The following is a 24,253-nucleotide window of genomic DNA, read 5'->3' as shown; positions in this document are numbered from 1 at the left end:
GTTGCTTTTTTTAATTGGGGACAATGTAATCTATGGAAATCAATTGCTATTAAAAGAACTTGAAATTTAAGTATTTTTACCGACAAACATTAATAGAAATTCTATCTCATAACATAGAAAATTATGTTGAATTTAAGATAATATAGAGAATTAAGTTTCTGTATAGGAGCAGAATAAAATACAAAAAAATATTTTCGTAATTAAGAATGTTTCATTTAATTTATCAAAGAATATTACCTGTAACTCAATCGTGTATTTTTAGTATGTATAATATTAGGATGTATTAAATATCTTACAAAATTGATAGATGTTTAAATCTTTTTATCTATTGTATTAGGACTACACTTCAAGTATATTGGTTGATGTTCTAAAATTTTGTTGATTTCCTACTTTGTATTTGAATCCTACCTTTATTTAAATCCTATATTTGGCGTATATAACTCCAAATATAGATGATAAGAAGGAGAATTTATATGCAACTAGATAAATTAAAAAGTCTTATATTAAGCCGAACTCAATTAAAGTGTTTGATTGTAGTTTATAATTTATATCCTAAAGGTAAGCAAATGAATGAGCTAGAAAACCTTTGCCAAGTCTCTAAACATGAGTTAAAGAGAGTACTAAAAATATTGAATGAAGAAGCTGAAAGTCTTCAATCTTTTGATAAGGTTAACAATATAATAGTAGTTAATGATAAGTTTATTTCTTTTAATTCTGAAATAAATGAAGCAACCTATACAATGTTGCTTATGGAGTTAAGAAAAAAATATTTACTTTCTTCAAGTGTTTATAGAGCATTGCTATTCGTATTAGAGCAACGCTATTTTTGTTTGCAAGAATTAGCAGATCACTTGTTCTATAGTGATTCTTATACTTATAAAATAATGAAAAGGTTGAAAAATTTTTTCTATTATTTAGAAACAGATTTAAGATTAGTGAAAGTTAATAAATCTGATATTTATATTGAGGGGAGTGAATCTTCCAAAATAATTTTTCACTATTTATTAGTAATGTTAGTGTCTCATGGAAATGATTGGGTATTTCAAGATAGTGAAAAAGAAGTGCTGTTATCTTACCAACCCCAAAAAATATTAGATAAATTAGAGTTACTCACCAACTGTAATAGAGATAAAATTTTGAATATTTTAGCTATCTATAAAATAACCTCTCATGCTAACGAATCATTGCTTTACTTACCTAAGAGTATTGTTGAGATGGGTGAAGTAATGGATAACGATGGTGAATTTCCATTTTATATAAATCAAACTGTCGACGTATTAAATGATGATCGAAACATTCATTTCTTATTCATGGTTCATTATTTCATACAAGAATTACGAGATAGAAATCAGAAAATTCTAGTTGGAAAGAATTATACGACACTTGAAGAAAATGAAATCATACAAATGTGTATGTATTTTCTAGAGGATATCAAACAAAACTTTTCGATATCTCAAGATTGTTACTATGAACTGCTATATACGTTATGTAAAAGGTTAGTTGTTGTTCATCATTTAGGGTTGCACCAGTTTATGTTTGAGAGACATACTGTAGAATTTAAAGGTGTTGTTGATAGACGTGTTGAAGTATTATTTGATAAATATTTTTATAGTTATCAAAATGAAAGGTCATATGCAAAATTAAAATATAGCCTAATTCCTTTAGTCACTAGTTATGTGAAGCTAGCTGCGGAACAGCCTCTAAAAATATACGTTGAATTCCAACATCATTCAGAAGACAGAATGATTGTTGTGAATGCATTAAAACACAGATATAGTACAAAAATTTTAGAAATAGTAGAAAGTTATATATTGGCAGATATTATTATTTCTGATACCCCTTCGACCTCTTTTAAAGGAAAAACTTATTTTTTAATTCGTCATGCTTTATCTCCACATACTTGGTGTTCTTCCATCATTGAATATGTTAACAATAATTTAGATACTAAATAAATTTAAGCGAAACCTCAATTAATAAAATTTGAGGTTTTTTTGTTTGTATCAGTATACGATTGAATATATTAGTTACAACAAAACCCTAGTTTTTTGACCTATACAATTAGATCGGTTTTTATCCAAAAAAGTAAAAAAACAAAAAAAACAGGATAAGACATTGGAGGGAAAAGATGATATTTTTTAATTGAGATACCAGTATGCACCTATTTTGTCCATCTAACTAGAGGTAAAGAGTCATATGCATAAGTTAACAATATTTTAGACAGTTAATACAATTAATACTGTATCTCATTAAGGCTAATAATAGGTGTATCCCAAACACATATGTTCGGTATATAAACACAAAATATTACTATACCCATAGTAGATGCATAAGAAATTCCCCCTATTTTTGAAACAAGTACAGACTGACATATGTGTTTGGTTATCTTAGGAAAGGAGGGATTACAGTTGAATCACACGCATAGAGACTAATATCCATTAATAAACAGCTATGCTATGTCGTACAAATTGTTTTAGTGATAATCCTTGTCTATAAATATAAAAAAAATAGAGTAGAAGCAATTTAGAATTTTTAATGAAATGAAGAAATAAAACAGGAGGAGAAATATACGAATGAAAAAACTATTTTTAGGAACCAGTGTACTTGTCATGTCACTTTTCATTAGTGCTCAAACAACGCATGCGGAAGTGAAAAGTAAAGCGGAATCAAAAAGTGAAGTAAAAACAGTTCCGGGAGATGCCACTGATCCAATAGTCCCTAAAGATCCTACCGATCCAGATAAACCAAATCCAGATAAACCAGGTACAGGTAATACCGGACCACTTACAATCGATCATGTTCCTATCATTGAATTCGGCGAACAGGAAATTAAAGAGAAAGAAGCTACTTATAATGCTAAGACAGAACATCCTTATGTTCAAGTATCCGATCGACGAGCTACAGGAGCTGGTTGGAATTTAAAAGTCTCTATTGATGAATTTAAGAATGAAGATCAGAAACAGACATTAAAAGGAGCAGAACTTTCATTAAAAAATGGAAAGATCAAGACAACAAGTGGAAATGTATCTGAAAAACCTCAGGGAAGTAATGTTACCTTAAATAAAGATTTACAAGTAATCATGCAAGCGCAAACGGATCAAGGAATGGGAACTTGGTTAGATGTATTTTCTGGGAAAAAAGATGATAATCCAAATGTACAATTAAAAGTACCCGCTGGATCAGCTCGAGCTAAGCAAGGTTATTCCAGCATTATTCATTGGGAGTTAAGCGATGCACCAGCCTAATAAAAAAAACTCACCAATAGCCAAAAAACTAGTTTTTGGCTATTGGCGAGATTACATACAACATATATAAGTTAGAGGTGAGGAATCTTGAAAAAATTAGCTGTTCTCTTGTGTATATTAAGTAGTTTTTTAATCAAAGATGAAGCATACGCTGCAAATGCACAACAAAAATCAAGTGCTGAAAGTCAAGTCACAATAACATTTGTAGAAAGTTCATCAGAGCATGAACAGATAATAAGAAAAGATTTTCAGAATATGAATCCAAGTAGAAGTTCAAAAATGTTTTTGCCTAGTACAGGTTCGAAAACGAGTTGGTCATTATTTATATTGGGTATTTTAGCATTTTTTCTAAGTACTACTATTCTATCGAGAAGAAGAGAAAACAGGAGGAATAAATTATGAAAAAAATCATCTGTTCACTCTGTATAATTTGTTTTATTACACTATTTCCTTCATATAAAGCTAGTGCATCAGATATGGCGTATAGTGTAAAGGCGAACTTGCCAGAAAATCAGCGGAACAAAGAACATACCTATTTCGATTTATTAATGAAACCTAAACAAAAACAAACAATAAGTATTACGTTTGAAAATCATTTGGAAAAACCAATTGAATTAGAAGTGAATTATAACACAGCACAAACAAATGACAATGGTGTTATTGATTATAAAGGAACAAAAGAAAGAAAAGATAGTAGTCTAGAGTATGAATTAAAAGAACTGATAACAGGTGACCAAATTATAAAGTTGAATAGTAAAGAAAAAAAAGAAGTGCCTTATACTATCACGATGCCTGATAAAACCTTTGAAGGAATTCTTTTAGGTGGTTTTCATATTCATAAGAAGGAGAAAGAAGATTCTACGAATCAGAAAGTTCAAATAAAAAATGATTATTCCTATGTTATAGGGGTACAGCTGACAGAAACAGAAAATAAAGTAACGCCAGAATTAAAACTAAACTCAGTTAAGCCTGGTTTAAACAACTACCGAACGACATTGTTTGCTAATCTTCAAAATACTACCGCTACAATGATTACTGATATGACTGTTACCGCTGAAGTATATAAAGAAAAGAGTAAAGAAGTTTTTCATAAAACGGTGAAAAATAATCAATCAATGGCACCTAATTCGAATTATGACTTTCCTATTTCGTGGGATAATCAATCATTTCAACCAGGAAAGTACAGCTTGAAACTAACCGCAGTTGATAAAGCTGGTCATAAGTGGTCATTTAATAAAGAATTTGAGATAAAAGACGACGCAAAAAAATATAATGAAGAAGCAGTAGATGTGGAAGAACAAGTAAATGAAGATTTTATTATAAAAATTTTAATTTTTGCACTGGTTTTTTCTATATTAACTATTATGTTTTTACTTTATAAAAAAAAGTAGGTGAAAAGATATGAATAAAATTTTATTATCACTTATGGTGTCTTTCCTCTGTATAACTCAGGGAGGTATTGCTTTTTCTGAATCAGAAACTCTAAATAATTCATCAGCACCAACAACAATAACAGCAGAACATGGAATAAAGCCGTTTCCAATGGAACTGCAAGCACCTATATTATCATTAAAGGACATAACTGTGATGAGTGGAGCGAATCTTTATCTTACTGATCTCTTTGATAAGGTAACCGACGAAAATGGAAACCCAATTTCCGTCAGAGACCCAAGTCTAAATGTCTATATAAACGGCAATTGGACCGGTCGAGATCCAAGCGGTAAAGAAAACTTAAATACTGATGTGGTTGGCACGTACACTGTACAAATAAGCTACAAATATAGATATAGTAATATAGTTAAAGTTACAGTAACGCATAGAATAGACAAAACAAATATTGTATTAAAAGATGTCACTCTGTTTGTAGGCGAGAAGTGGGACCCTAAAATGGCCTTCGTAGAAGCATATAATCATGATGGCGAGACTGTTTCCTGGGAACAAGTACTAAAAGAATACGACGGTCAAATCCGTATAAATGATTGGCCCTTTACTGAAGTAGATACCAGTAAACCAAGTGAGTATACAATGCAAGTAAGGATGAAAGCTTCTAACTTTATAAAATCTAGTAATAAAGTTAAGATATCAGTAAAATACCACGAACCAACTCTAAAAACAAAAGATAGTACGATATATCTGGGAACAAACTGGGACGCTAGAGATAATTTTGTCAGTGCAACTGATAAAGAGGGGAAAAATGTCCCTTTTTCACGTATCACATACAATTCAGCAAGTGTGGATGAATATAAACCAGGAGTTTATAAAGTCAAATTTTCCTTTCTCGATGAAAATGAATATGTAACATCTGAGGCTAATGTAACCGTAAAACCATACAAACCAACTCTAAAAACAAAAGATAGTACGATATATGTGGGAACAGAATGGGACCCTAAAGATAATTTTGTCAGTGCAACTAATGAATTCGGGAAATCCATTCCTTGGGGACACTCACGTCTTACTACGAATATTAAAAAACTTGATACAAGTGCTCCACGAGTTCAACCTATCCAGTATATTTTTAGCGGGAAATTTGAAACTGTAAAAAATGTAGCTACGATAACGGTAAAAGAAGACCAAACGAAAGCAAAATTAAAAGATGATGAGTTATACGTAGGTGAGAAATGGGACTTGGGAAGAGTCTTCGAAAATGTAGTAGATAAAGATGGAAAGCCAATTAAACCAGAAGAGGTAAAATGGGTATGGATAGATGATCAGAAACCAGTCAGAGAAATAGATACCAGTAAACCAGGTAAGCATACAGTATATGTAGCTATATTAAATGCACAAAATAAGTATATTTATAGCAATACAGTTACAGTAACGGTAAAAGAAGACCAAACGAAAGCAAAATTAAAAGATGATGAGTTATACGTAGGTGAGAAATGGGACTTGGGAAGAGTCTTCGAAAATGTAGTAGATAAAGATGGAAAGCCAATTAAACCAGAAGAGGTAAAATGGGTATGGATAGATGATCAGAAACCAGTCAGAGAAATAGATACCAGTAAACCAGGTAAGCATACAGTATATGTAGCTATATTAAATGCACAAAATAAGTATATTTATAGCAATACAGTTACAGTTACTGTGAAAGAGGAAAGTTTTACAATAAAAAAGGTGCCCAATTTTGACTTTGAGGATAATATTCTTGCATCAACAAATAAATCAGTAGTTAATAAGAAAGAAGATCCTTCAATTGAATTAGAAACCCCTGCAATTACGGGAAAAAATTGGCAATTACAAGTTGAATTATCTCCGTTTCTAGACAAAAAGAATAAAAAAAATATTTTAAAAGGAGTAAGCTTGTTTATTCCGAAAGGAAAACTAGAATCTGATTTAGAAACAGAGGAACCCACCCAATATGATTGTCAATTAGAAGCAAATGGAAAAGCGAGTATTTTAATGCATGGAACGAAAACAAAAGGTAAAGGTCGTTGGAGAAATAAATTGGAAACAAAAGGAATAACTTTGTCTGTCCCATCAGAAAATAAAACAGGTAACTATGAATCTACATTGCATTGGACACTACTAGATGTACCTGGATAAAGTGTTAATGGCGACTTGGAATAGAAATAAAGACTATTCAAACGAATAATATATTTCATCAAGAACAAGGGTATATTTTTGAATTAAATAAAGAAGTTATCAAGAAGTTGGAATCTCAACTTCTTGATATACTTGAAAAACTGATAGTGAGGCTTGTAAACATGAAGAAATATTTAACAGGATTTCAATTAAAGATTATTGGATTGATTACAATGGTAATTGATCACTTAGCAGAATTTTTCAATTTTTTAGGGGTGCCAGTATGGTTCCATTGGATTGGAAGAATTACTGCTCCTATATTTTTATTTGAAAGTTCTGAGGGATTTGTTCATACGAGTAATCGAAAAAAATATATGCTACGATTACTAATAGGTTTTTGGGGAATGAATTTTATCAATCTAATATTGAATGAATATTTTTTAGTTAATGGAGACATTATTGCAAATAATATTTTTAGTACTTTATTTTTAGGAACAGTTTATATGCAATCTATCGCATATTTAAAAGAAAGGAAATTTGTAACAAGTTTCTTTTGGTTCTTTATTCCGATCTTAATAGGATTAATTTCATTTATATTTACGATGGGTGAAATGAGTAAGATAAAACTGATTTGCTTACAACTATACACCTTATTTTTACCATCTTTATTCGTTACAGAAGGCGGATTTTTGATGGTAGTATTAGGAGTACTGTTTTATATTTTTCATGGAAAAAGACATTTTCAAATTTTATCGTTAGGCATTATATCTATAATATCGGCAGCGGCAAACGGATTTTCAGATCTATTTTCTAACAATTATCAATGGATGATGTTTTTCTCAGCGATACCTATTATTTTGTACAATGGAGAGAAAGGTAAGGGATTAAAGAGTTTTTTCTACTATTTTTATCCTGCACATATAATTGTTTTTGCCATTTTCTCTTTTCTACTTCGTCAATAGGTATAGTAGAGAATTAAAAAGCGAAATCTAATCCTGAATATATTGTCTTTGTTTATATATGATTAGATTAAAATTTGTCATTTAAGTAGTATTTTAATCTATATAGTCTAAGAACTTAAAATTATCTAAACCAAATTCTATATATTGTTTGAAACTGTCTTGATATTTTGCGTATTAAATAAAGATGAAAAATTGAATTTTAATTTTTTTGTAACAATGCAGTTACCTCTCGGATATACTTTAAAAGAATAAAATCTTTTAGCTTTTCAATCGTACTTAAATCATGGGAATACTAATAGTTCGTTTTAACGCTTTGTAACAGAATTACTCGTATCAACGAGGAGTTAATCTTTCATTTTTGTTAGTATATTTTTATATTATTCAATAGCCATGTTTATTCTTAATATAGTTTAATAGTGTTAGGTACTTTAAAGTTAGGAAAAAGATGGTGGGAAATACTTTGAATAATAAATGTATAAAGGAGAATTTAGTTTGCTATTATTACTATCGTTAAAATTTGTTTCGATAATAGTAATTGTTTTAGCTGGAATAAAGTCTTGCTATGAAAATCATGATGATTATCTTTAGAATGATTACTTTTTTTCTAAGTATATCTCGATGTATTATCTAAATTAGATTTACTTTTCAAACTTATTCTGGATAAAATTGCAATTAAATTATAAAAGAAAGGACTAAAGAAACATGTGTACACAAAAAGACATTATTGAATTACTAAGAAATCCAATGATGACAGCTTATTCTATTGAAAAGATGTCTAACGGAAGAATATCGACCACAACTGCATCTTTATATCGAAATAGTGTAAAAAAAGAAAGTGATCCGTATCTCATATTCACTAGAATGTCTGATGGAACCATAAAAAAATTCGAAGAATTAGCGAAAGAATTTAAACGTGTTAATCCTAAGACAAAAGAAGAAGTCACTAGGATGATTGAAACTTACAGTTTAGAAAGTGTTTACAAAATATAAAGTAATGCACTATATTAATAAGCTACTCTTTTTTATTAGAATATCATATCATGACAAATATAGATTAGGAGATGATTGAATGAAGTTAAAAAAAATCTTTTTTGCTATAACTATATTAGGAGGAATTGTTGTTTTTACTGGCTGTGGTATAGGAAAAGATGAGGTTACAAACACAGATTATAAAGTTAATGTTGAAAATGCAACAAATATTTATAAAGCAAATACGAATAATTCAGAAATTCTGTCTGTTAACTTTGACATCGGAGAGAGTTCTAAAGAATATGAGTATATTTTTATTAATAGTGATGAAAAAATATATATAAATCCACAAAATGAAAAAGTAAAAAAAGAAAGTGATACTAGTGGTAGAGAGAATAATAAAGAGAAATTTAACGTACGAGAGATTCAAGGGATTAAATCGACAAAAAAAGTTTTAGAAGAAGCTAAAAATAAAATTGGAGGGATTTCTCCACGGGTATTGGATTGGCGATTAGAGAAAAAAGATGGAACATTAGTTTATGATATTAATGTTAAGACAAATACAGGATCTGAAAGAGTTGTAATTAATGCAAAATAATTTCTAAGTTTGATTAAAAACATAATAATAGCATTTTTTGTAAAAGACAATTACATCAGATTTCTTTTAATTAAAAAATATATCTATCCTCAGCACACAGTAGTAATTAATAAGAATAGTTAATCAGAAATTTTATAAGCGTTTAGTATTTTTCATTAAAGATCTATTCTGTTAATGTACCTTATATCAAAAAAAGAAGGGAATGGTTAAATGAATATTTCAACTAAGTTATTTGCTTTAGGAATAGGACTAACTTTTGGAGGTCTTATAACGAGTGTTCCAGCAGAAGCAAAAAATATTGTGACGAGTAACTATGAATTAGGAAGTTTTGCTCAAAATGACCCTGTCAATTATTCCTTGCTAAGAAGTAAACGCAGCCTCAGTGAAACACCTCCGAGAGTAGATTTTATCGATATTTCCTCTCATAATGGAGAGATTTCTGTAGAACAATTTCAAAAGATGAAAAATATGGGAATTAAAGGAGTAGTAGTCAAATTAACTGAAGGAACAACCTACAAAAATCCATTAGCACCTAGTCAAATTACCAATGCAAAAAAAGCAGGTCTAACTGTTTCAACGTATCATTTTTCTTGGTTTGAAAATCAACAAGAAGCAATCGATCAAGCTAATTACTATGCAGATTACGCAGAAGAATTAGGGCTATCCCAAAACAGTGTCATGGTTAATGATGCAGAAACAGCGCCAATGATTAACGCGGATGCTACAAAAGTTTCTGTTTACTTTAGAGATCAATTGGCAAAACGCGGCTTCAAAAATGTTGTCCATTATTCTAGCGCTAGTTGGTTCAATAATAATTGGATGGAATATGACGTTTTAGGTAAAGGAAACAGTTGGGTGGCAGAATGGCCAGCGAACCCAAGTGCCAATAATTTACTACACACAGACACAGCTGCTTGGCAATGGAGCAGTAAAGGCTCTTTTGATTTCGTTCCTGGAATTAACTTTGATTATAACGTGGATTACTTAGGACGCTTTACTACTAAGTGAATAAAATAGAATAGGATATGAGGATTAAGAATCATAGAATAGAAGACCAAAAATCTTTTTACGATTTTTGGTCTTCTTTTTTTATTTTAGTTGTTTATAATTTGAGTAAAGTTAATCCCATTGATATAAGTGGAGTATAAAATAAAAACACTATTGGCAAATAATAGTGTTTTTAGAGCAAAATTTATTTAATTAGTGAATAAATTTTTTAACTACTTATACATATACATGAGTTCCTTGCAACGATTAATTGCGTGATCAAGTCTTTTATATTTATCAATATCAATATCTAATATGGATAAACGTAATTCAATATTTTTTATCTCCCTTAAATTTAAAACGGCATAGAAAGAATCAACTGTTTGATTATTGTTTATTTTTTTTGTTAAAAAAGCTTTTGAGCGTGAAGAATATAGATTGTAGTTTAAAGAGTAAACTTTTATTGGATAAAAATTAGTATTCATATGAACACCTACTTTCTGACACAAGTAAATTCTAACATTAATTTTCATATTAGTTACCTTTATTTTTAAATATAATTGATTCTTAATAATTTTGAATTAATTACTATCTAAAATATCTCAAAAAGACTTAGTTTTGTTTATTCCTTATTAATGTGATATAGTGAATAAGTAATCAATTTTAACAAGTAATTTGAGTTATATATCTAAAAACTATACTTCTCCTTTTGCCACTCAACATTTTTTGCAATAATTTGCATGTTTTAGTGCACTAGGAGGAAATATATATGAACAATGGTACAGTAAAATGGTTTAACGCAGACAAAGGTTTTGGATTTATTACAGGTGAAGATGGCAATGATGTATTTGCCCATTTTTCAGCTATCCAAACAGATGGATTTAAAACTTTAGATGAAGGACAAATCGTAACGTTTGATACTGAAGAAGGTCCCGTGGGCCGCAACCCGCTAATATTGCAAAAGCTTAATTACGAGTAATAACGGATCAATTTTTGATCCGTTATTTTTTAATATTTATTGTATGAAAAAATTTGAAATTACAGAAAAGAGGAAAAATTATGGGATTTAATGGATGGAAACCAAGTGTGCCTTCTGAGAGTAGTAAACAATTTTCTGAAAATCAACATGTGTCTTTTATGTATAGAAAAGAAATAAGAAGTGGTAAGATAAAAGATTTATTGACCAATTCAGCAATTATAGAATTGGACAGCATCAAAGGTCACAAAGAAAAAAATGAAACAATTGTGATTGGATATGACAAATTATATGGATCTAAGCATGAATGATAAATAGTTACAATTAATGAATTATTAAAATCTAAAAAAATTTTATGCAAACTAGTATTAACTAGTAGTTATACTTGATAATTTTTTCGTAATTAGTTTATTGAATTATAACAGGGTATTTATCACATAAAACAAATTGAATAAATGATTTTAAATAACAGTTTATAATTATAGAAAATCAAAATATTTGTATAGATAAATAACATCCTATATAATTTTATTGTAAATAAAAATTAGGAGGATATATATAATGGGGAAAAGAAATACAAGATTCAGAACTTATTTTACAGAAGATGAAGCTGGAAATAATATTTCTTGGGGGTCAGTTTTTGCTGGAGTAATCACATTTTTATCTATTTTTATGACTCTTGGACTTATTGGATCAGCGATTGGGTTCGGTACTTTAAAACCGACATCAAGTAACCCTTTAGATGGCGTTGGGACTGGACTCATTATTTGGACGATTATTACTATTGTGTTATCTCTGATGGCTGCAGGATTTGTATCTGGTGTAGCGGCTAAAAGAATTGGTTTATTGCACGGTTTCTTAACATGGGCAACAAGTATGATTGTAGTAATGCTTTTAGTGAGTTATACAGCAGTTAGTACATTTTCAGCAATCGGTTCCCTTTTAGGAAATGTTGCTTCTGGTGTAGGGGATAGTGTTGGGGCAGTTGCTTCTACTACTGGCGATGCGATTTCAAAAGGTTTTGATAAAGTAACTAATGAAATTGGCACGGTCAATACAAAAGAACTACAAAACAATGTAAATAAATATTTAAAAGATACGGATGTTCCAGAACTTCAACCAGATTATTTAAAAGATCAAATGAGTGAAGCTACTGATAAAATCAAAGATGCTGGTAAAGAAATTGTAAAAAATCCTGAAAATGCAGATAAGGTTTTTGCTTCTACAGCGGATTCTTTACAAGACCAAGCGAAAAAAATTGGCGATTCCGTAGATAAAAATGCGATTGCGAATGCTGTAGCGAAAAATAGTGACTTATCTCAAGAAGAAGCACAACAAGCAACAGATAATATTTACAATGAATTAAAAACTGCTAGTGATGAAGCCCAAAAACAAATTGACACTGCGCGTACTAATTTAGATAAAGCTAAAGATGATTTGAAAGAATCAATCGATGAAGCAAGACAAGCGGCAGAGGATGCATCAAACACGACAGCTAAAGCATCTATTTGGGGATTTGTTGCAATGGTCGTTGGCTTAATTATTACTTCCCTATTTGGATTATTAGGAGCTAACTTAGTAAAAAATCCTGAAAGAGAGCATAAAATGTAAGAACATTAAAGTAATTTAAATGTTAATAATCACTGTAATGAATATTTTGAACTGTTTATAAAAAAAGTCTGAGAACATTATTGTTAATGCTTTTCAGACTTTTTTATTGCATGCAATTGTTATTATTTAATCGAATTTTATAATTTTTAAATCTTTAAAAAACGCTTCTGTACCGATATCAACGAACAATCCTATACTACCAGAAGCAGCCTCCCCAAGTTTCATGTTCTCTACAACCAAAGAAGGAGTTTCATTATTGTTTATATAAAATTCACCTCTAGATTCTTGAATTATGGCTTTTAAAGTAATCCATTCGTTAAGCTTAATATCAGCTGAACCTTCATAATCCGCTATATTAAGATTTCTAAAATATTCAAAGGTATAGTTGGGGTATGAAAAATATTGTACTGCTCTATTCTTTCTTATAGGATCTTCGCTATGACCATTGGTAGGGCGTATATAAAAAGATTCAAATTTAGAATCATCATCATTTATCCTGAATGCAATACCGATAAAACCTCGAGCAAAGTTTGGAGCATTCGACAATAACCTACTTAACATTTTTACTTCAATTATACCATTATGAAAAGAAAAATTAGTTACTTTAGCGTAGGTATTTTCATCAAATTCCATTATTTTATTTGATTTTACAACTCTTAAAACAATATCTTTTTTTAAAGTAGTAAGTTTGGCATTTACATTTACTTGCTCAAAATCAAACATTTCTATATCCATGTTTTCACGCTCCCTAATTTTCTATAATATAAGGATAGCTTATTTTTTTTAGAATGAGAAGTAGGTACAAAAATGTAACTATATGTTAACTTGTGTTTTGTAAAATTCTCCCCACTCTCTCATAGATTCAATTACAGGTAATAATGTATTTCCTAGTTTAGTTAATTTATATTCGACATGGGGTGGATTTTTTTTAAAATCAATACGTTCAACAAGGCCATCTTTAATCATTGACTTTAAACTAGCTGTCAAAACTTTTTGTGAAATTCCACTCAATGATCTTTTTAACTCACTATTTCTTTTGGAACCAGTCATTAAATCCCGGATAATCAAGACCTTCCATTTACTATTAACTAGTTTAACTGTTGTTTCTACATCACAAATAGGTAATTGTGGATTTTTTTTCATAATTTTGTTCTCCGAATAGAATTTTTAATTTATCTATAGTATAAATTAAATTTATAGATAATTTCAACGGAAATATCTAATAAAATTTTATTAATAGACTTTCTATTTTAGCTAATATTGTGTGAAAAATTATAGATATATATTTTAAAACATAATCAGTTGCCTTGAAGTTAACTTCAAGGTTTATAATGATGAAAAATAGATAGTAGGGAGTTAGATAGATGAAAAAGACACTTTATTTAATGAGACATGGTCAAACATTGTTCAATCAACAAAAAAAAATTCAAGGATGGTGCGATTCTCCTTTAACAAAACAAGGAATTGAACAAGCTAAGATAGCTAAAGAATTTTTTGAAAAAAACGGTATTGTATTTGATGGTGCACACACTTCTACTCTTGAACGAGCTTCAGATACATTAGAATTAATTACAGAAATAAACTATGAGAGGCATAAAGGCTTAAAAGAATGGAATTTTGGCAGATTAGAAGCGGAGCATGAATATTTAAATCCACCATTACCTTATAGAGATTTTTTTGTACAATATGGTGGTGAAGAAGAAATAGAGTTTAGAAAAAGAGTAACAAAATGCTTAGTAAATATTATGCAGAAAGAACAAGGTAAAACTATTTTAGTAGTCTCACATGGAGCAGCTTGTAGGCAATTTATAAGAGAGTGGGCGCATTTAAGTGATATTACACCGCAAGCTCCTATTGGTAACTGTAGTATTATGAAATTTTGTTTTGAGAATGATCAGTTTTACTTAGAAGAGATTATTAATCATGATTTTTCACATTTAGAGTAAGGAGGTAAAGACAATAATGAATATAAAACAGGCAGCAGAAATGTTTAATTTAACAGTAGATACGTTAAGATATTATGAACGAGTGGGAATAATACCTCCTGTATCAAGAAACAGTAGTGGATATAGAGACTATAAAACTAAAGATTTAAATTGGGTTTATTTAGTAAAAAATCTTCGTAATGCAGGCTTATCTATAGAATCTTTGATTGAATTTTCAACTTTAGCACAACTTAGAGATAAACAAAATGTAGAAGATGCGCAGAAGCATATTTTAAAAGAACAGTTAGTAGAATTAGATAAAAAGCTAGAGGAAATGCAACAAACAAGAGAATTACTTGTGTACAAGATAGAAACATATGAGGATCATATTGCAAAATTTAAAGCTGGTGAATTGGATCCTGATAAAGTCGAAAAACTATGGGAACGAAAAAAATAAATTTTTTTCTTTTTATGTATTTAACTCTAAGATTTAGGATAGAACATGTAAAGAAATTAGAGGAGGAAAACAATATGCAAACAATTACTTTGAATAATGGTGTAGAAATGCCTCAATTGGGATTTGGTGTGTATCAAATTCCATTAGAAGAAACAGCTGAAGCAGTCTATCAAGCCATTAAAGCAGGATACCGTTTGATCGATACAGCTTCTATTTACGGAAATGAAAAAGAAACAGGTGAGGGAATCAAACGTGCCATCAATGAAGATCTGGTCACTAGAGATGAACTTTTTATTACCTCTAAATTGTTTATTCTTCAAGCATCAGAGGGCAAAGCTAAGGAAACGATTGAACATTCTCTTAAAGTAATGGGATTGGATTATCTTGATCTTTATCTTATTCATCAACCATATGGAGATATTTATGGTGCATGGCGGTCAATGGTTGCTACTCAAAAAGCAGGGAAATTGCGTGCAATAGGAATTTCAAATTTCAAGTCAGCTAAAATGATTGAGTTTGTTGGATTGAATGAAGTAAAACCTCAAATTAATCAAATTGAAGTGAATCCATGGAATCAGCGAATTGAAGATCAGGAATGGCACGAAAAATATGAAGTGCAAATAGAAGCTTGGGCACCATTTGCAGAAGGCCGCCATGAACTATTCAAAAATCCAGTATTAGAAGAAATCGGTGAGCAATATGGCAAGTCAATTGGTCAAGTTGTGCTTCGCTGGCTAATGCAAAGAGGGATTGTAGCTTTAGCAAAATCAGTCCATCCTGAACGAATGTCTGAAAATATAGATATTTTTGATTTTGAGCTTTCAAAAGAAGACATTGAAAAGATAGCGAATTTAGACATGAAAGAATCTGCTTTCTTTGATCATGACGCACCACAGCAAGTGGAATGGTTTATGAATAGAATGCTAGACACTGAAACTAATGTGGATTAAAGGAGTTAAAAAAGATAGGTCTATATGGTTACTTTAAAGTAACTAATTGCTAGCTATAATAAAACCTTATAAAATTATTTTAGAAAGGAAGTGATTGTTATGAACAAATATAAAAATATAATTATTGGTTTTGGAAAGGGAGGGAAAACACTAGCAAAAGAAATTGCTATGCGTGGTGAAGAGGTATTGATGATTGAAGAATCTGAACTAATGTATGGAGGGACATGTATTAATGTAGGATGTATACCATCAAAATCTTTAATAATTAATGGAGAAAAACATTTAGATATGTCAACGGCGCATTCAATAAAAAATAGTTTGACAAGTAAGTTGAGAGAAAAAAATTACAATAACCTTTTTGAAGAAGAGAATATAACTATTTTAAATGGAAAAGCTAAATTTTTATCAGATAAAATCATACAAATCACTAAGACAGATAATACGAAAATCCAAGTTGAAGGTGAACGTATTTTTATTAATACGGGCTCAAAAGCTATCAAATTACCTATAGATGGGTTAAATAAAAGTAAAAATGTTTTAGATTCTACAACTGCTATGGAACAAGTGATAGCACCAGAAAAAATAGTTATTATAGGTGCTGGTTACATTGGGTTAGAATTTGCATCAATGTTTAATTCTTATGGAAGCAAAGTTAGTATTTTAGATGCTAGCTCTGAATTTTTACCTAGAGAAGATGAAGATATCTCAACATTAATATATAAAGATTTTTTAGATAAGGGAATTGATATTCAGTTAGGGGTATCTATAAACCATATCATAGATAAAGATAATTATACTGAAGTAATATATACTCAAGCTGGTAAAAGAAAAAAAGTAGAAGTGTCTAAATTGCTTGTAGCTACAGGTAGAAGACCTAATACAGATAACTTAGGATTAGAAAATACAAATATAAAAACGGATAGTCATGGGGCTATTGTTGTAGATGAATTTTTAAAAACATCTGTCGAAAATATTTGGGCAATAGGTGATGTAAAAGGGGGCCTACAATTTACCTATATTTCTTTAGATGATTATAGAATAATCGTGGATTATCTTTATGGTGACAAAACGAGAAATACTATGAATAGAGGTAATATACCATACAGTGTATTTATAACACCGCCTTTTTCAAGTGTTGGAATAAAAGAAAAAGAGCTAGAAAAAAGCAAAGTAAACTATAAAGTTTTTAGTTTACCTGTAAAAGCTATACCTAAAGCCCATATTATTGATCAGACAATAGGAATTTTTAAAGTAATAATAGATGCAGAAACTGAAAAGATTTTGGGAGCTTCTTTATATGGTGCAGAATCTCATGAATTAATAAATCTTATTTCGTTGGCAATGGATTTTAATATGGACTATAAAGTATTACGTGATAGAGTGTATACCCACCCTACTATGTCGGAATCTTTAAATGATTTACTAAAATAAAAAATTGAAGTTCATTTCATAACCATAGAAATGAACTTCAATTTTTTAGATTTGTACAATCTAATTCTCTTTGACCCCATAATTTCATCTGTAAAACAATAGTTGCTAAATCTTTTCCCTTTTCAGACAAATAATAAGTAGACGAAGTAGTATTATTGAAAACTTCTTTTTCATTCTTAACAATCTCATTGTCTTCCAAAAGTTTTAGTTGTTGTTTGATCATTTTTGGAGAACTATTCGGAAGCAATCGGCAAATTTCTCCAAAGCGCATAGATCCTCCGTTTAGGGATTCTATTATTTGGGGGATCCACTTTTTTCCAAGTATATTAGATAAAGCCTCTACAGGGCATTTTTTTTCTACGTTTTTATCCATTATATAACACTCCTTTTATGAATCATTAAAAATAAAAACTAATTGAAAATAAATCTGTAGATGTCAGTTTCTTTATGAAAGTAATAATTGTTAAAAAGTGTATTAGCGTGTGCAAAAGTACAGTTATTTACATACATAAGATGTTCGATGAGTCTATTTCTTAATGCAGATTTGCTCATAAAAAAGTATTGTGCAATTTCTTCGAATGAATAAAATTTTTTTAATGCGTAAAACAAGGCTTGGTCATTTGCCATTAACATGCTAGCACCGACATTAGCACGATATTCTTTTGGAAAATCTTCCATCAAGTAACCATTTTTTAAAAGAATATCAGAAAAAGTATGAGTTGCATTATTAATTTTAGGTATATCTATGTAGTAATGCATAACCTCATGCATTTTAGTGAAATTTTTTCGTTCTAACATTAATTCTTTGTTTGTTGTTATAATGACTTCATCGTCTACTTTAGATATTGAACCAAGCATCCGTCTTTTAAGTTGTTTTTGAAACGTGTATTCAACAAATTCAACATCTTCAACTTCTTTTACATATTTTTCAATATCAAAGCATTTAACTTGTTCAATATTTTTGGAAGAGTAGTAAGATACTTCTTTTATTAATTCGTTTGAAAAATTAAATGCTTCAAAATAGAGTTCTTTACTAATAAAATCCACCAACAACAGTCCAATCAATCTTTTTTGTTACGTTCCTTTTTTTCTTTTGCTTTTTTTATAAGAAAATCTTGAAAGTCGATTAATTCCTCTTCTAATTCTTCTATATCTTCTATGTCCATATCAGAAGTATTTAAACGAAAATGAGAAATGATATTTTTTCCAATTTTTTCCTTGTCGTTTAGATGTATTCTTTCCTCTGTTCTACCTAGTAAAAAATCGGTAGATACATCATATAAGGAAGCAATTTTTGATAGCATTTCCGAATCTGGTTCACGTGTTCCATATTCCCAGTTTGCATAGGTTCCTAAGTTATTTAAGCCTAGTTGTTTTGCAACATATGTTTTTGTCCATTCTTTTTCTTCTCTTAAAAGCTGTAGTCTTTTTGCTAATGGTTGCACTGGTTTTACCTCCTCTTATAAGTACATTATAAACTTTTTGTGTACAAAATTGAGAAAGTTAAACAAAAAGTGTTGACAATTTATTTTAAAAGGTATATTCTTAACACTAGTTAAACAAAATGTTTAACTTTTCGATTGGATAAACAAAAAAGCGTTCACGAGAAGAAAATGAATCTCCATTTCGTAAACGCCGTAAAATAAAACTTAGACACTTTTATTGTACGGTATTTGACGAGATAAAACAAGGGTGAAGTTTTCATTAAATGTTGTAAGTCTTGTTGAGGTGGTGCGTACCAGCCGTTGAATGGGACGCAAGGTGGCAGTAGTATCTTTAACTAGAGCCATATTGATGACAGATTAATGCAGAGCTGTCAGATTATTTTCAATAACCATGTCGTGAGACACGCTGGAAATAGTTGCTGAACTAGATTGAATAAAAAAATCTATGCAAGCTCAATAAAAGGAGGAGAGCTGTACACCGTATATTACAGTACTATCTAATGTGCCGTGATGTGATGGAATGTAAGAGTCACTAGCCATTGAAGATGATTCTATGTATTGTGATGAACGTAAGAATCTAAAATTGAAATACAATTAAAGTTGTTATTTTTAAGCGTGGAAAAGATTTTTTCTAAAAGAATATTCAATATTAACTTTAGTAAGCACAACTGTATTATTTTAGTTGTACTTTTTTATTTTAAATGAAAGAACAGAATTTGTTATTAAGTGAATAAGGAGGATAAAAATGAAAGAAGAGCTATTACTTTTTGTTGAGAAGTTTGTTGAACGTATGAAACGACAGAAAAAAACTTTTTCTATTTTGGATATAGAAAAGAGCTATAACTTAGAACGTAAGAAGTTAGGTAAGAGTGCGGTTAAGTTAACAAACATGGAACGCTTAACAATTGAAAGTCGATTATTAAAAAATCAGATTTTACAACGAACATATAAAATGACAGGTTATCATAAACCTTGTCAAGTTGTGTTTTTTAGTTAATAAGAAGAATTGCATAAAGAGAGAAAGGCAGTCAATGGTTGACTGTTTATTTTTGTATAAAAATTAGTGAAAGAAGGAAATTATTTTGGCAAATAGAATTCAAGAAATTGCATTAAGTGATAAAAATTTAGGAAGTAAAATTAAAGCTGTTTATAAAACAGAACGTGATATTTATGTAAATGGAGCACCTGTTCGTGGTCGTGTGTTCACCGCTTCAAGCGAAAAGCAACGTGATTTTGAGATTTTTGTTCCTCATTTACGAAATTCACAAATGTTGAATGGCCGTGAAGAAGTAAAATTAATTGATCCAGTAGCACGAATCAATGTAAAACGGAATAACATTGGAAATAGTCGCTCAATTGACATGGTAGTTTATGCAAAACGTTTAGAAGTAGTTGGAGGTAATAAATAATGGGATTATCATTTGAAAATAACACGATTGAAAATTTTGATGTAGTAGGAACATTTGGTACGATGAATTTCTTAGAAGTAGTTGCAATTAATGAACGTGATGGTGAAGGAAATGTGACTGACGATGTTCGTGAACAACGAGTAACGGTTTATTCTAGCAAATTAAATGACCAAGTAGAAATTGCGATTGATCCAGGCTATGACGTTAGTGATATCAATTATGATGATGAAATCGAGTTGACTGGAAATGTAACAGCTCGTGGATGGCTTAATGCTTACAAAGGTTTTAATGACAATGTACAAACAGAACAAGCGTTTAAAGTCCGTGCAGTGGGTATAAAAAAAGTAGGAGCTGTTAAACCAGCTCAACCTACACTACAAAAAGAAAATAAGAATCAAGCAAATGAGCAAAAATAAATATTAGATTGAGGTAGATTAAATGAGCAAAAGAGAAGAATTAAAAAAAATAGGTGATGAATTGTATGAAGTTTTGGCACAAAAAAACGTTACCTTTGAACAAGCAAAAGTAACGCTAGATTATCTTTCAATTAAAATAGATTATGAAATGAAACGAACAATGGTATCTCTTAAGACGTTGTAAAATAGAGAATACTTTTTTCAGGGATGTAGTATTGAATATTAGAACTGATAAACTCTAAAATTTTATCATCAATAATTGATTGGAATTTTTCAATTTTGAGTTTTTGATTGTTGGTAAGAATAATTGTTACGGATTGCATGTCTATTTCACATGCTTTTTCAATTGTTTTTAGCATTATTATAGGACACCTCCTTTTGTTAATATTTTACCACTGAACCAGAAATTTCTGAAAAAATTAATTGGATGTGGGAATTGAAACGAAAGTAAATATCATATTCAGACGAATCGGTAGCACCGTTTAACAGCTAAAAAGGGCATTCTAACGAGTGCCCTTTTTACTATTAATTTGTGTTAACAAGATTTGTTAATAGACATTAATAATAAAGAAAAGGAGAGGTTAAATGAAACAAGGGAAACGCCTAGTTAGGAAAGAAAAAGAGTTGTTGAAAAGTTGCCGATTGAATCCAACAAATTGGTTAGTAGGAAGACGGTTGAAGAGTAGTGTGATTTTTCTTCATAAAGAAAGTGGTAATTTGAAGGGAATTTATTATTGAAAGTAGGTGGCGGAGAAGTAGTGTTAGACTTGGCGGAAAGAATGGGTGTAAAACAAGAAAAATATAGGAGGTTTTTAGAGAGAAAAATTAGAGTCTATCGTATGTGGCAAAGTTTTAGTTATTATAGTACATTGTATTTAAAACTTTATAACGAAACTAGTGAGTATCTTATCCAGTTTTTATTGTTAGATGATTTATTTTTTGAATGTGATGAAGCTATTTTAAACTTGTTAGATAATTTTTTAGAACAATTAGTTAAAGCATATAATAATAAACTGCATGAAGATTTTGATAAGGGTGTTTTCTTTGAGGAATACACAAGTAAAGTGAATTGATTGTGAAATTTGAATGCTTTATAATGGCTTTAGAATAGACGTTAGAAGAGGTGAGAAAAATGGTGATGACAATGAATGAAATTAAAGAGCGTGTGAAACCTGTAGCAGAAAAACACAATGTACCAGTCGTTTATGTCTTTGGTTCTTATGCACGTAATGAAGCGAAAGAAACCAGTGATATTGATTTTGCTGTAGATATTACAGGACAATCAGAAGAAGCCTATTGGAATTTATATGGAGATTTCTTTGAAGAATTAAAAGAAGCTGTAGCGCATGATATTGATTTAGTGGAGCTAGAAACTCTTGTTGATACACAAGATAAACCTGAAAGAAGAGAATTGTTAGCTACCATTTTAAAGGAAGGTGTAAAGGTATTTGAGAGATAGTACAGCAAAGGATTTACGTTTGTTAAGAGGAACGCTGATCTACATTGAAGATATAGAACAGACACTCAATCGTTTTGGAAGGGATTATGAAACCTTCTATCATGATAGAGTGTTTTTTAATGCAATCAGTATGTGTTTAATGCAAATTGGTGAATATACTGTTGGGAACAGTGGCTTTTCAGAAGAATTTAAAGAGAAAAATAGTGGTAAAGTTGATTGGAAAAGACTTAGGAATATGAGGAATATGTTTGCACATTCGTATAGCACAATGAATGAACGTCAGATTTTTCGAATGGCTACAGAATATATTCCAGTGTATAAAGAATTTTGTAGACAAGAATTAGCACGGTTAAAAAAAGAAGGTAGGTAAATGGTAAAAAAATTATTTAGATATAGAGGTAGAAGAATTCGTTATTCTTCAAGAAATTTGTTGGCACTCTATAGAGTGTTATTTTTTATGCCAATTTTTGCTTGTTTAGGCTATTTTGTGGGCTATAAATGGATGTATCCTTTATATCTTTCAAATCCAACTGATTGGAAAATATATATTGTACCAGCGTTAATCATTATAGGTGTCTCGATAGGCTCAATCGTGCTAATTACATTGCTTGTTAAGGCTTCAATTATCAATTCGGGCTATTTTTCTAAAGTAGAACAACGTCAAGTGTTAGCTCGTATGATTATCGACAATGGCTATTATACGAAGAAGCAAGTTAAAGGTAGTGATGGTAAAACAAAAGAAAAAATAAAGTTCCCAAAAATTTATTATAAGTCTGCAAAAAATAGTATTTTCGTTTCATTTGAAACAGCAGGTAATAAATTTCAGGAAAAATTTGAAACCATTGGTGGTTTTTTGGAAACAGCGTTTCATGCGGACAATTTAAATAAAATTGATGAAAAAGGCTTTATTACCTATGAACTAGCTTCTGATGTTTACAATAAGCGTATTTGGATAAAGGATATGCAAGCTGATAAAGGAAAGGTTCAATTAATGAAAGGGTTTTATTGGTACTTTGATAAAGACCCACATTTATTATTAGGTGGTGGAACTGGCGGAGGTAAAACTTTTACCATTTTATCTCTAATTTATGCACTTTGCCGTGTGGGTGAAATGGAAATTTGTGATCCAAAAAATTCTGACTTGATGGCACTAGGTAAGTTACCAATGTTTGCAGGAAAAGTGCATACAGGAAAAATAGATATTGTTAATTGCTTGAAAAATGCAGTTGAATTAATGAATGCACGTTTTGAAATGATGAATAATAGCCCTGATTACAAAATGGGTAAAAATTATGCGTACTATGGTTTAAAGCCTAAGTTTATTGTGATTGATGAATTTGCAGCATTTAAAGCAGAATTAGCGAATGACTATGCGATTGATGGCGATGTAGATGAATATTTAACCCAACTTATTTTAAAAGCTCGTCAAGCAGGGATTTTCTTTATCGTTGCAATGCAACGTCCAGATGGTGAATTTATCAAAACGGCTTTACGTGATAATTTTATGTTTCGAATGTCAGTTGGCCGTCTTTCAGAAACAGGTATTTTGATGATTTTTGGTGATGAAAATAAAAATAAAAACTTTAAATATGTTGAAAAAGTTGACGGTCAAAAAGTCTATGGTCGTGGTTATGTTGCACAAGGAGGTTCAGTAGCAAGAGAATTTTATAGCCCGCAAGTACCACAAGATTTTGACTTCATTCAGGAATTTATCAAGATTTCTAAAGAACTAGGATATGAAGAAATTTCAAAAGAAGTTCAAGAAGAAGTATCTCAAAAAATATCAAAACATGTGGATAAAGAAGCCCTTGCTGAAATTGATGAAGAGTTAGAAGCAGGGCAAGCAAAGTTAGCTAAGTTAAGTAAAAAATTTGGATAATAAGAAAGGAGCTTTTTA

At 30.2% G+C, this 24,253-nt stretch carries 30 protein-coding genes and 1 pseudogene; 25 read left to right on the top strand and 6 right to left on the bottom strand.

Going from position 1 to position 24,253, the window contains the following annotated elements; genetic code table 11:
* Positions 1–473 precede the first annotated feature (473 nt).
* From IGM09_RS11370 to IGM09_RS11315, 12 genes and pseudogenes are all read left to right on the top strand, one after another.
* Positions 474–1,952: a helix-turn-helix domain-containing protein gene (locus tag IGM09_RS11370; RefSeq protein ID WP_113826085.1), complete on the top strand. Its 1,479-nt coding sequence runs from the start codon at positions 474–476 to the stop codon at positions 1,950–1,952.
* Between the two features lie 618 nt (positions 1,953–2,570).
* Positions 2,571–3,242 carry a WxL domain-containing protein gene (locus IGM09_RS11365; RefSeq protein ID WP_010824198.1) on the top strand — a complete coding sequence of 224 codons (672 nt, stop codon included), beginning with the start codon at positions 2,571–2,573 and terminating at the stop codon, positions 3,240–3,242.
* Positions 3,243–3,329: 87 nt separating this feature from the next.
* Positions 3,330–3,644, top strand: a complete 315-nt coding sequence (locus IGM09_RS11360; RefSeq protein WP_010824197.1) for an LPXTG cell wall anchor domain-containing protein — start codon at positions 3,330–3,332, stop codon at positions 3,642–3,644.
* Complete coding sequence (locus IGM09_RS11355; protein ID WP_113826084.1) at positions 3,641–4,633, top strand: DUF916 and DUF3324 domain-containing protein; 993 nt, start codon at positions 3,641–3,643, stop codon at positions 4,631–4,633. The genes IGM09_RS11360 and IGM09_RS11355 overlap by 4 nt, the downstream gene beginning before the upstream one ends.
* Positions 4,634–4,643: 10 nt before the next feature.
* Positions 4,644–6,782, top strand: a complete 2,139-nt coding sequence (locus IGM09_RS11350) for a bacterial Ig-like domain-containing protein (protein WP_113826083.1) — start codon at positions 4,644–4,646, stop codon at positions 6,780–6,782.
* A gap of 161 nt (positions 6,783–6,943) precedes the next feature.
* Positions 6,944–7,723 (top strand): TraX family protein, encoded by a 780-nt coding sequence (locus tag IGM09_RS11345; protein WP_010824194.1) that lies wholly within the window; start codon positions 6,944–6,946, stop codon positions 7,721–7,723.
* A gap of 702 nt (positions 7,724–8,425) precedes the next feature.
* Entirely contained in the window at positions 8,426–8,713 is a 288-nt protein-coding gene (locus IGM09_RS11340) for a hypothetical protein (protein ID WP_010824193.1), read from the top strand.
* A 79-nt stretch (positions 8,714–8,792) separates the two neighbouring features.
* Positions 8,793–9,290: a PepSY domain-containing protein gene (locus IGM09_RS11335; protein ID WP_010824192.1), complete on the top strand. Its 498-nt coding sequence runs from the start codon at positions 8,793–8,795 to the stop codon at positions 9,288–9,290.
* Between the two features lie 210 nt (positions 9,291–9,500).
* Positions 9,501–10,298: a GH25 family lysozyme gene (locus IGM09_RS11330; RefSeq protein ID WP_010824191.1), complete on the top strand. Its 798-nt coding sequence runs from the start codon at positions 9,501–9,503 to the stop codon at positions 10,296–10,298.
* 748 nt (positions 10,299–11,046) lie between these two features.
* Positions 11,047–11,246 (top strand): annotated as a pseudogene (locus tag IGM09_RS11325) (cold-shock protein).
* A gap of 90 nt (positions 11,247–11,336) precedes the next feature.
* Positions 11,337–11,564 carry a hypothetical protein gene (locus tag IGM09_RS11320; protein WP_002380886.1) on the top strand — a complete coding sequence of 76 codons (228 nt, stop codon included), beginning with the start codon at positions 11,337–11,339 and terminating at the stop codon, positions 11,562–11,564.
* A 250-nt stretch (positions 11,565–11,814) separates the two neighbouring features.
* The gene (locus IGM09_RS11315) at positions 11,815–12,864 is read left to right on the top strand and encodes a hypothetical protein (protein ID WP_113826082.1); all 1,050 of its coding nucleotides are present in this window, start codon (positions 11,815–11,817) and stop codon (positions 12,862–12,864) included.
* Positions 12,865–12,990: 126 nt separating this feature from the next.
* Here IGM09_RS11315 and IGM09_RS11310 read toward each other — a convergent pair whose 3' ends face one another.
* Together IGM09_RS11310 and IGM09_RS11305 are read right to left on the bottom strand one after the other, a co-directional pair.
* Positions 12,991–13,599, bottom strand: a complete 609-nt coding sequence (locus IGM09_RS11310; RefSeq protein WP_002371732.1) for a hypothetical protein — start codon at positions 13,597–13,599, stop codon at positions 12,991–12,993.
* Positions 13,600–13,677: 78 nt separating this feature from the next.
* Positions 13,678–14,007: a winged helix-turn-helix transcriptional regulator gene (locus IGM09_RS11305; protein WP_002365236.1), complete on the bottom strand. Its 330-nt coding sequence runs from the start codon at positions 14,005–14,007 to the stop codon at positions 13,678–13,680.
* 221 nt (positions 14,008–14,228) lie between these two features.
* On the opposite strand from IGM09_RS11305, the gene IGM09_RS11300 reads away from it, so the two are divergent.
* The 4 genes from IGM09_RS11300 (at position 14,229) to IGM09_RS11285 (ending at position 17,627) form a co-directional block, all read left to right on the top strand.
* Complete coding sequence (locus IGM09_RS11300) at positions 14,229–14,810, top strand: histidine phosphatase family protein (protein WP_002380883.1); 582 nt, start codon at positions 14,229–14,231, stop codon at positions 14,808–14,810.
* A gap of 16 nt (positions 14,811–14,826) precedes the next feature.
* Entirely contained in the window at positions 14,827–15,246 is a 420-nt protein-coding gene (locus tag IGM09_RS11295; RefSeq protein WP_002365234.1) for a MerR family transcriptional regulator, read from the top strand.
* Positions 15,247–15,260: 14 nt separating this feature from the next.
* Positions 15,261–16,196: an aldo/keto reductase gene (locus IGM09_RS11290; RefSeq protein WP_205216848.1), complete on the top strand. Its 936-nt coding sequence runs from the start codon at positions 15,261–15,263 to the stop codon at positions 16,194–16,196.
* Between the two features lie 99 nt (positions 16,197–16,295).
* Positions 16,296–17,627, top strand: coding sequence for an FAD-dependent oxidoreductase (locus tag IGM09_RS11285; protein ID WP_113826080.1), 1,332 nt, complete (start codon positions 16,296–16,298; stop codon positions 17,625–17,627).
* A gap of 37 nt (positions 17,628–17,664) precedes the next feature.
* Here IGM09_RS11285 and IGM09_RS11280 read toward each other — a convergent pair whose 3' ends face one another.
* The 3 genes from IGM09_RS11280 to IGM09_RS11270 are packed head-to-tail and all read right to left on the bottom strand — an operon-like array spanning position 17,665 to position 19,072.
* A complete protein-coding gene (locus IGM09_RS11280) occupies positions 17,665–18,000 on the bottom strand; it encodes a winged helix-turn-helix transcriptional regulator (RefSeq protein WP_002402309.1) in 336 nt (111 codons plus the stop codon).
* 38 nt (positions 18,001–18,038) lie between these two features.
* Positions 18,039–18,692: an ImmA/IrrE family metallo-endopeptidase gene (locus IGM09_RS11275; protein ID WP_002365229.1), complete on the bottom strand. Its 654-nt coding sequence runs from the start codon at positions 18,690–18,692 to the stop codon at positions 18,039–18,041.
* On the bottom strand, positions 18,689–19,072 hold the full coding sequence (locus IGM09_RS11270; RefSeq protein ID WP_002394275.1) for a helix-turn-helix domain-containing protein: 384 nt from the start codon (positions 19,070–19,072) through the stop codon (positions 18,689–18,691). The genes IGM09_RS11275 and IGM09_RS11270 overlap by 4 nt, the downstream gene beginning before the upstream one ends.
* A gap of 745 nt (positions 19,073–19,817) precedes the next feature.
* Between IGM09_RS11270 and IGM09_RS11265 the strand changes: the two genes are divergently transcribed.
* From IGM09_RS11265 to IGM09_RS11250, 4 genes are all read left to right on the top strand, one after another.
* Entirely contained in the window at positions 19,818–20,069 is a 252-nt protein-coding gene (locus tag IGM09_RS11265) for a hypothetical protein (RefSeq protein WP_113826079.1), read from the top strand.
* Between the two features lie 85 nt (positions 20,070–20,154).
* Entirely contained in the window at positions 20,155–20,481 is a 327-nt protein-coding gene (locus tag IGM09_RS11260; protein ID WP_002365226.1) for a hypothetical protein, read from the top strand.
* Entirely contained in the window at positions 20,481–20,897 is a 417-nt protein-coding gene (locus tag IGM09_RS11255; protein WP_002380876.1) for a DUF961 family protein, read from the top strand. Before IGM09_RS11260 ends, IGM09_RS11255 begins: the two co-directional genes overlap by 1 nt.
* Positions 20,898–20,919: 22 nt before the next feature.
* Positions 20,920–21,081, top strand: a complete 162-nt coding sequence (locus IGM09_RS11250; RefSeq protein WP_002394272.1) for a hypothetical protein — start codon at positions 20,920–20,922, stop codon at positions 21,079–21,081.
* Here IGM09_RS11250 and IGM09_RS11245 read toward each other — a convergent pair.
* A complete protein-coding gene (locus IGM09_RS11245) occupies positions 21,068–21,256 on the bottom strand; it encodes a hypothetical protein (protein ID WP_002394271.1) in 189 nt (62 codons plus the stop codon). The genes IGM09_RS11250 and IGM09_RS11245 overlap by 14 nt on opposite strands.
* A gap of 226 nt (positions 21,257–21,482) precedes the next feature.
* On the opposite strand from IGM09_RS11245, the gene IGM09_RS11240 reads away from it, so the two are divergent.
* From IGM09_RS11240 to IGM09_RS11220, 5 genes are read left to right on the top strand one after another with little or no spacing between them, the layout of a single operon-like run.
* The gene (locus tag IGM09_RS11240) at positions 21,483–21,635 is read left to right on the top strand and encodes a DUF6906 family protein (RefSeq protein WP_113826078.1); all 153 of its coding nucleotides are present in this window, start codon (positions 21,483–21,485) and stop codon (positions 21,633–21,635) included.
* A gap of 41 nt (positions 21,636–21,676) precedes the next feature.
* Positions 21,677–21,970: a hypothetical protein gene (locus tag IGM09_RS11235; protein ID WP_002394269.1), complete on the top strand. Its 294-nt coding sequence runs from the start codon at positions 21,677–21,679 to the stop codon at positions 21,968–21,970.
* Between the two features lie 59 nt (positions 21,971–22,029).
* The gene (locus IGM09_RS11230; protein ID WP_002394268.1) at positions 22,030–22,356 is read left to right on the top strand and encodes a nucleotidyltransferase family protein; all 327 of its coding nucleotides are present in this window, start codon (positions 22,030–22,032) and stop codon (positions 22,354–22,356) included.
* The gene (locus IGM09_RS11225; RefSeq protein WP_002402315.1) at positions 22,346–22,726 is read left to right on the top strand and encodes a HepT-like ribonuclease domain-containing protein; all 381 of its coding nucleotides are present in this window, start codon (positions 22,346–22,348) and stop codon (positions 22,724–22,726) included. Before IGM09_RS11230 ends, IGM09_RS11225 begins: the two co-directional genes overlap by 11 nt.
* A complete protein-coding gene (locus IGM09_RS11220) occupies positions 22,727–24,235 on the top strand; it encodes a cell division protein FtsK (protein WP_113826077.1) in 1,509 nt (502 codons plus the stop codon).
* The last annotated feature ends 18 nt before the right edge of the window (positions 24,236–24,253 follow it).

Origin of the sequence: Enterococcus sp. DIV0167 (genome assembly GCF_050541555.1) — a bacterium.
GTDB lineage: Bacteria > Bacillota > Bacilli > Lactobacillales > Enterococcaceae > Enterococcus > Enterococcus faecalis.
Note: the sequence above shows the minus strand (reverse complement) of the source record. Positions and strands in the feature narration are given on the sequence as shown.

Coding starts and splice junctions, on each gene's coding strand:
- IGM09_RS11255 (WP_002380876.1), top strand. CDS start 20,481: ATGGGATTATCATTTGAAAATAACACGATTGAAAATTTTGATGTAGTA.
- IGM09_RS11345 (WP_010824194.1), top strand. CDS start 6,944: ATGAAGAAATATTTAACAGGATTTCAATTAAAGATTATTGGATTGATT.
- IGM09_RS11245 (WP_002394271.1), bottom strand. CDS start 21,256: ATGCTAAAAACAATTGAAAAAGCATGTGAAATAGACATGCAATCCGTA.
- IGM09_RS11265 (WP_113826079.1), top strand. CDS start 19,818: ATGAAAGAAGAGCTATTACTTTTTGTTGAGAAGTTTGTTGAACGTATG.
- IGM09_RS11350 (WP_113826083.1), top strand. CDS start 4,644: ATGAATAAAATTTTATTATCACTTATGGTGTCTTTCCTCTGTATAACT.
- IGM09_RS11310 (WP_002371732.1), bottom strand. CDS start 13,599: ATGGATATAGAAATGTTTGATTTTGAGCAAGTAAATGTAAATGCCAAA.
- IGM09_RS11315 (WP_113826082.1), top strand. CDS start 11,815: ATGGGGAAAAGAAATACAAGATTCAGAACTTATTTTACAGAAGATGAA.
- IGM09_RS11320 (WP_002380886.1), top strand. CDS start 11,337: ATGGGATTTAATGGATGGAAACCAAGTGTGCCTTCTGAGAGTAGTAAA.
- IGM09_RS11285 (WP_113826080.1), top strand. CDS start 16,296: ATGAACAAATATAAAAATATAATTATTGGTTTTGGAAAGGGAGGGAAA.
- IGM09_RS11300 (WP_002380883.1), top strand. CDS start 14,229: ATGAAAAAGACACTTTATTTAATGAGACATGGTCAAACATTGTTCAAT.
- IGM09_RS11240 (WP_113826078.1), top strand. CDS start 21,483: ATGAAACAAGGGAAACGCCTAGTTAGGAAAGAAAAAGAGTTGTTGAAA.
- IGM09_RS11230 (WP_002394268.1), top strand. CDS start 22,030: ATGGTGATGACAATGAATGAAATTAAAGAGCGTGTGAAACCTGTAGCA.
- IGM09_RS11335 (WP_010824192.1), top strand. CDS start 8,793: ATGAAGTTAAAAAAAATCTTTTTTGCTATAACTATATTAGGAGGAATT.
- IGM09_RS11295 (WP_002365234.1), top strand. CDS start 14,827: ATGAATATAAAACAGGCAGCAGAAATGTTTAATTTAACAGTAGATACG.
- IGM09_RS11220 (WP_113826077.1), top strand. CDS start 22,727: ATGGTAAAAAAATTATTTAGATATAGAGGTAGAAGAATTCGTTATTCT.
- IGM09_RS11290 (WP_205216848.1), top strand. CDS start 15,261: ATGTATTTAACTCTAAGATTTAGGATAGAACATGTAAAGAAATTAGAG.
- IGM09_RS11280 (WP_002402309.1), bottom strand. CDS start 18,000: ATGGATAAAAACGTAGAAAAAAAATGCCCTGTAGAGGCTTTATCTAAT.
- IGM09_RS11365 (WP_010824198.1), top strand. CDS start 2,571: ATGAAAAAACTATTTTTAGGAACCAGTGTACTTGTCATGTCACTTTTC.
- IGM09_RS11235 (WP_002394269.1), top strand. CDS start 21,677: ATGGGTGTAAAACAAGAAAAATATAGGAGGTTTTTAGAGAGAAAAATT.
- IGM09_RS11250 (WP_002394272.1), top strand. CDS start 20,920: ATGAGCAAAAGAGAAGAATTAAAAAAAATAGGTGATGAATTGTATGAA.
- IGM09_RS11370 (WP_113826085.1), top strand. CDS start 474: ATGCAACTAGATAAATTAAAAAGTCTTATATTAAGCCGAACTCAATTA.
- IGM09_RS11355 (WP_113826084.1), top strand. CDS start 3,641: ATGAAAAAAATCATCTGTTCACTCTGTATAATTTGTTTTATTACACTA.
- IGM09_RS11330 (WP_010824191.1), top strand. CDS start 9,501: ATGAATATTTCAACTAAGTTATTTGCTTTAGGAATAGGACTAACTTTT.
- IGM09_RS11340 (WP_010824193.1), top strand. CDS start 8,426: ATGTGTACACAAAAAGACATTATTGAATTACTAAGAAATCCAATGATG.
- IGM09_RS11305 (WP_002365236.1), bottom strand. CDS start 14,007: ATGAAAAAAAATCCACAATTACCTATTTGTGATGTAGAAACAACAGTT.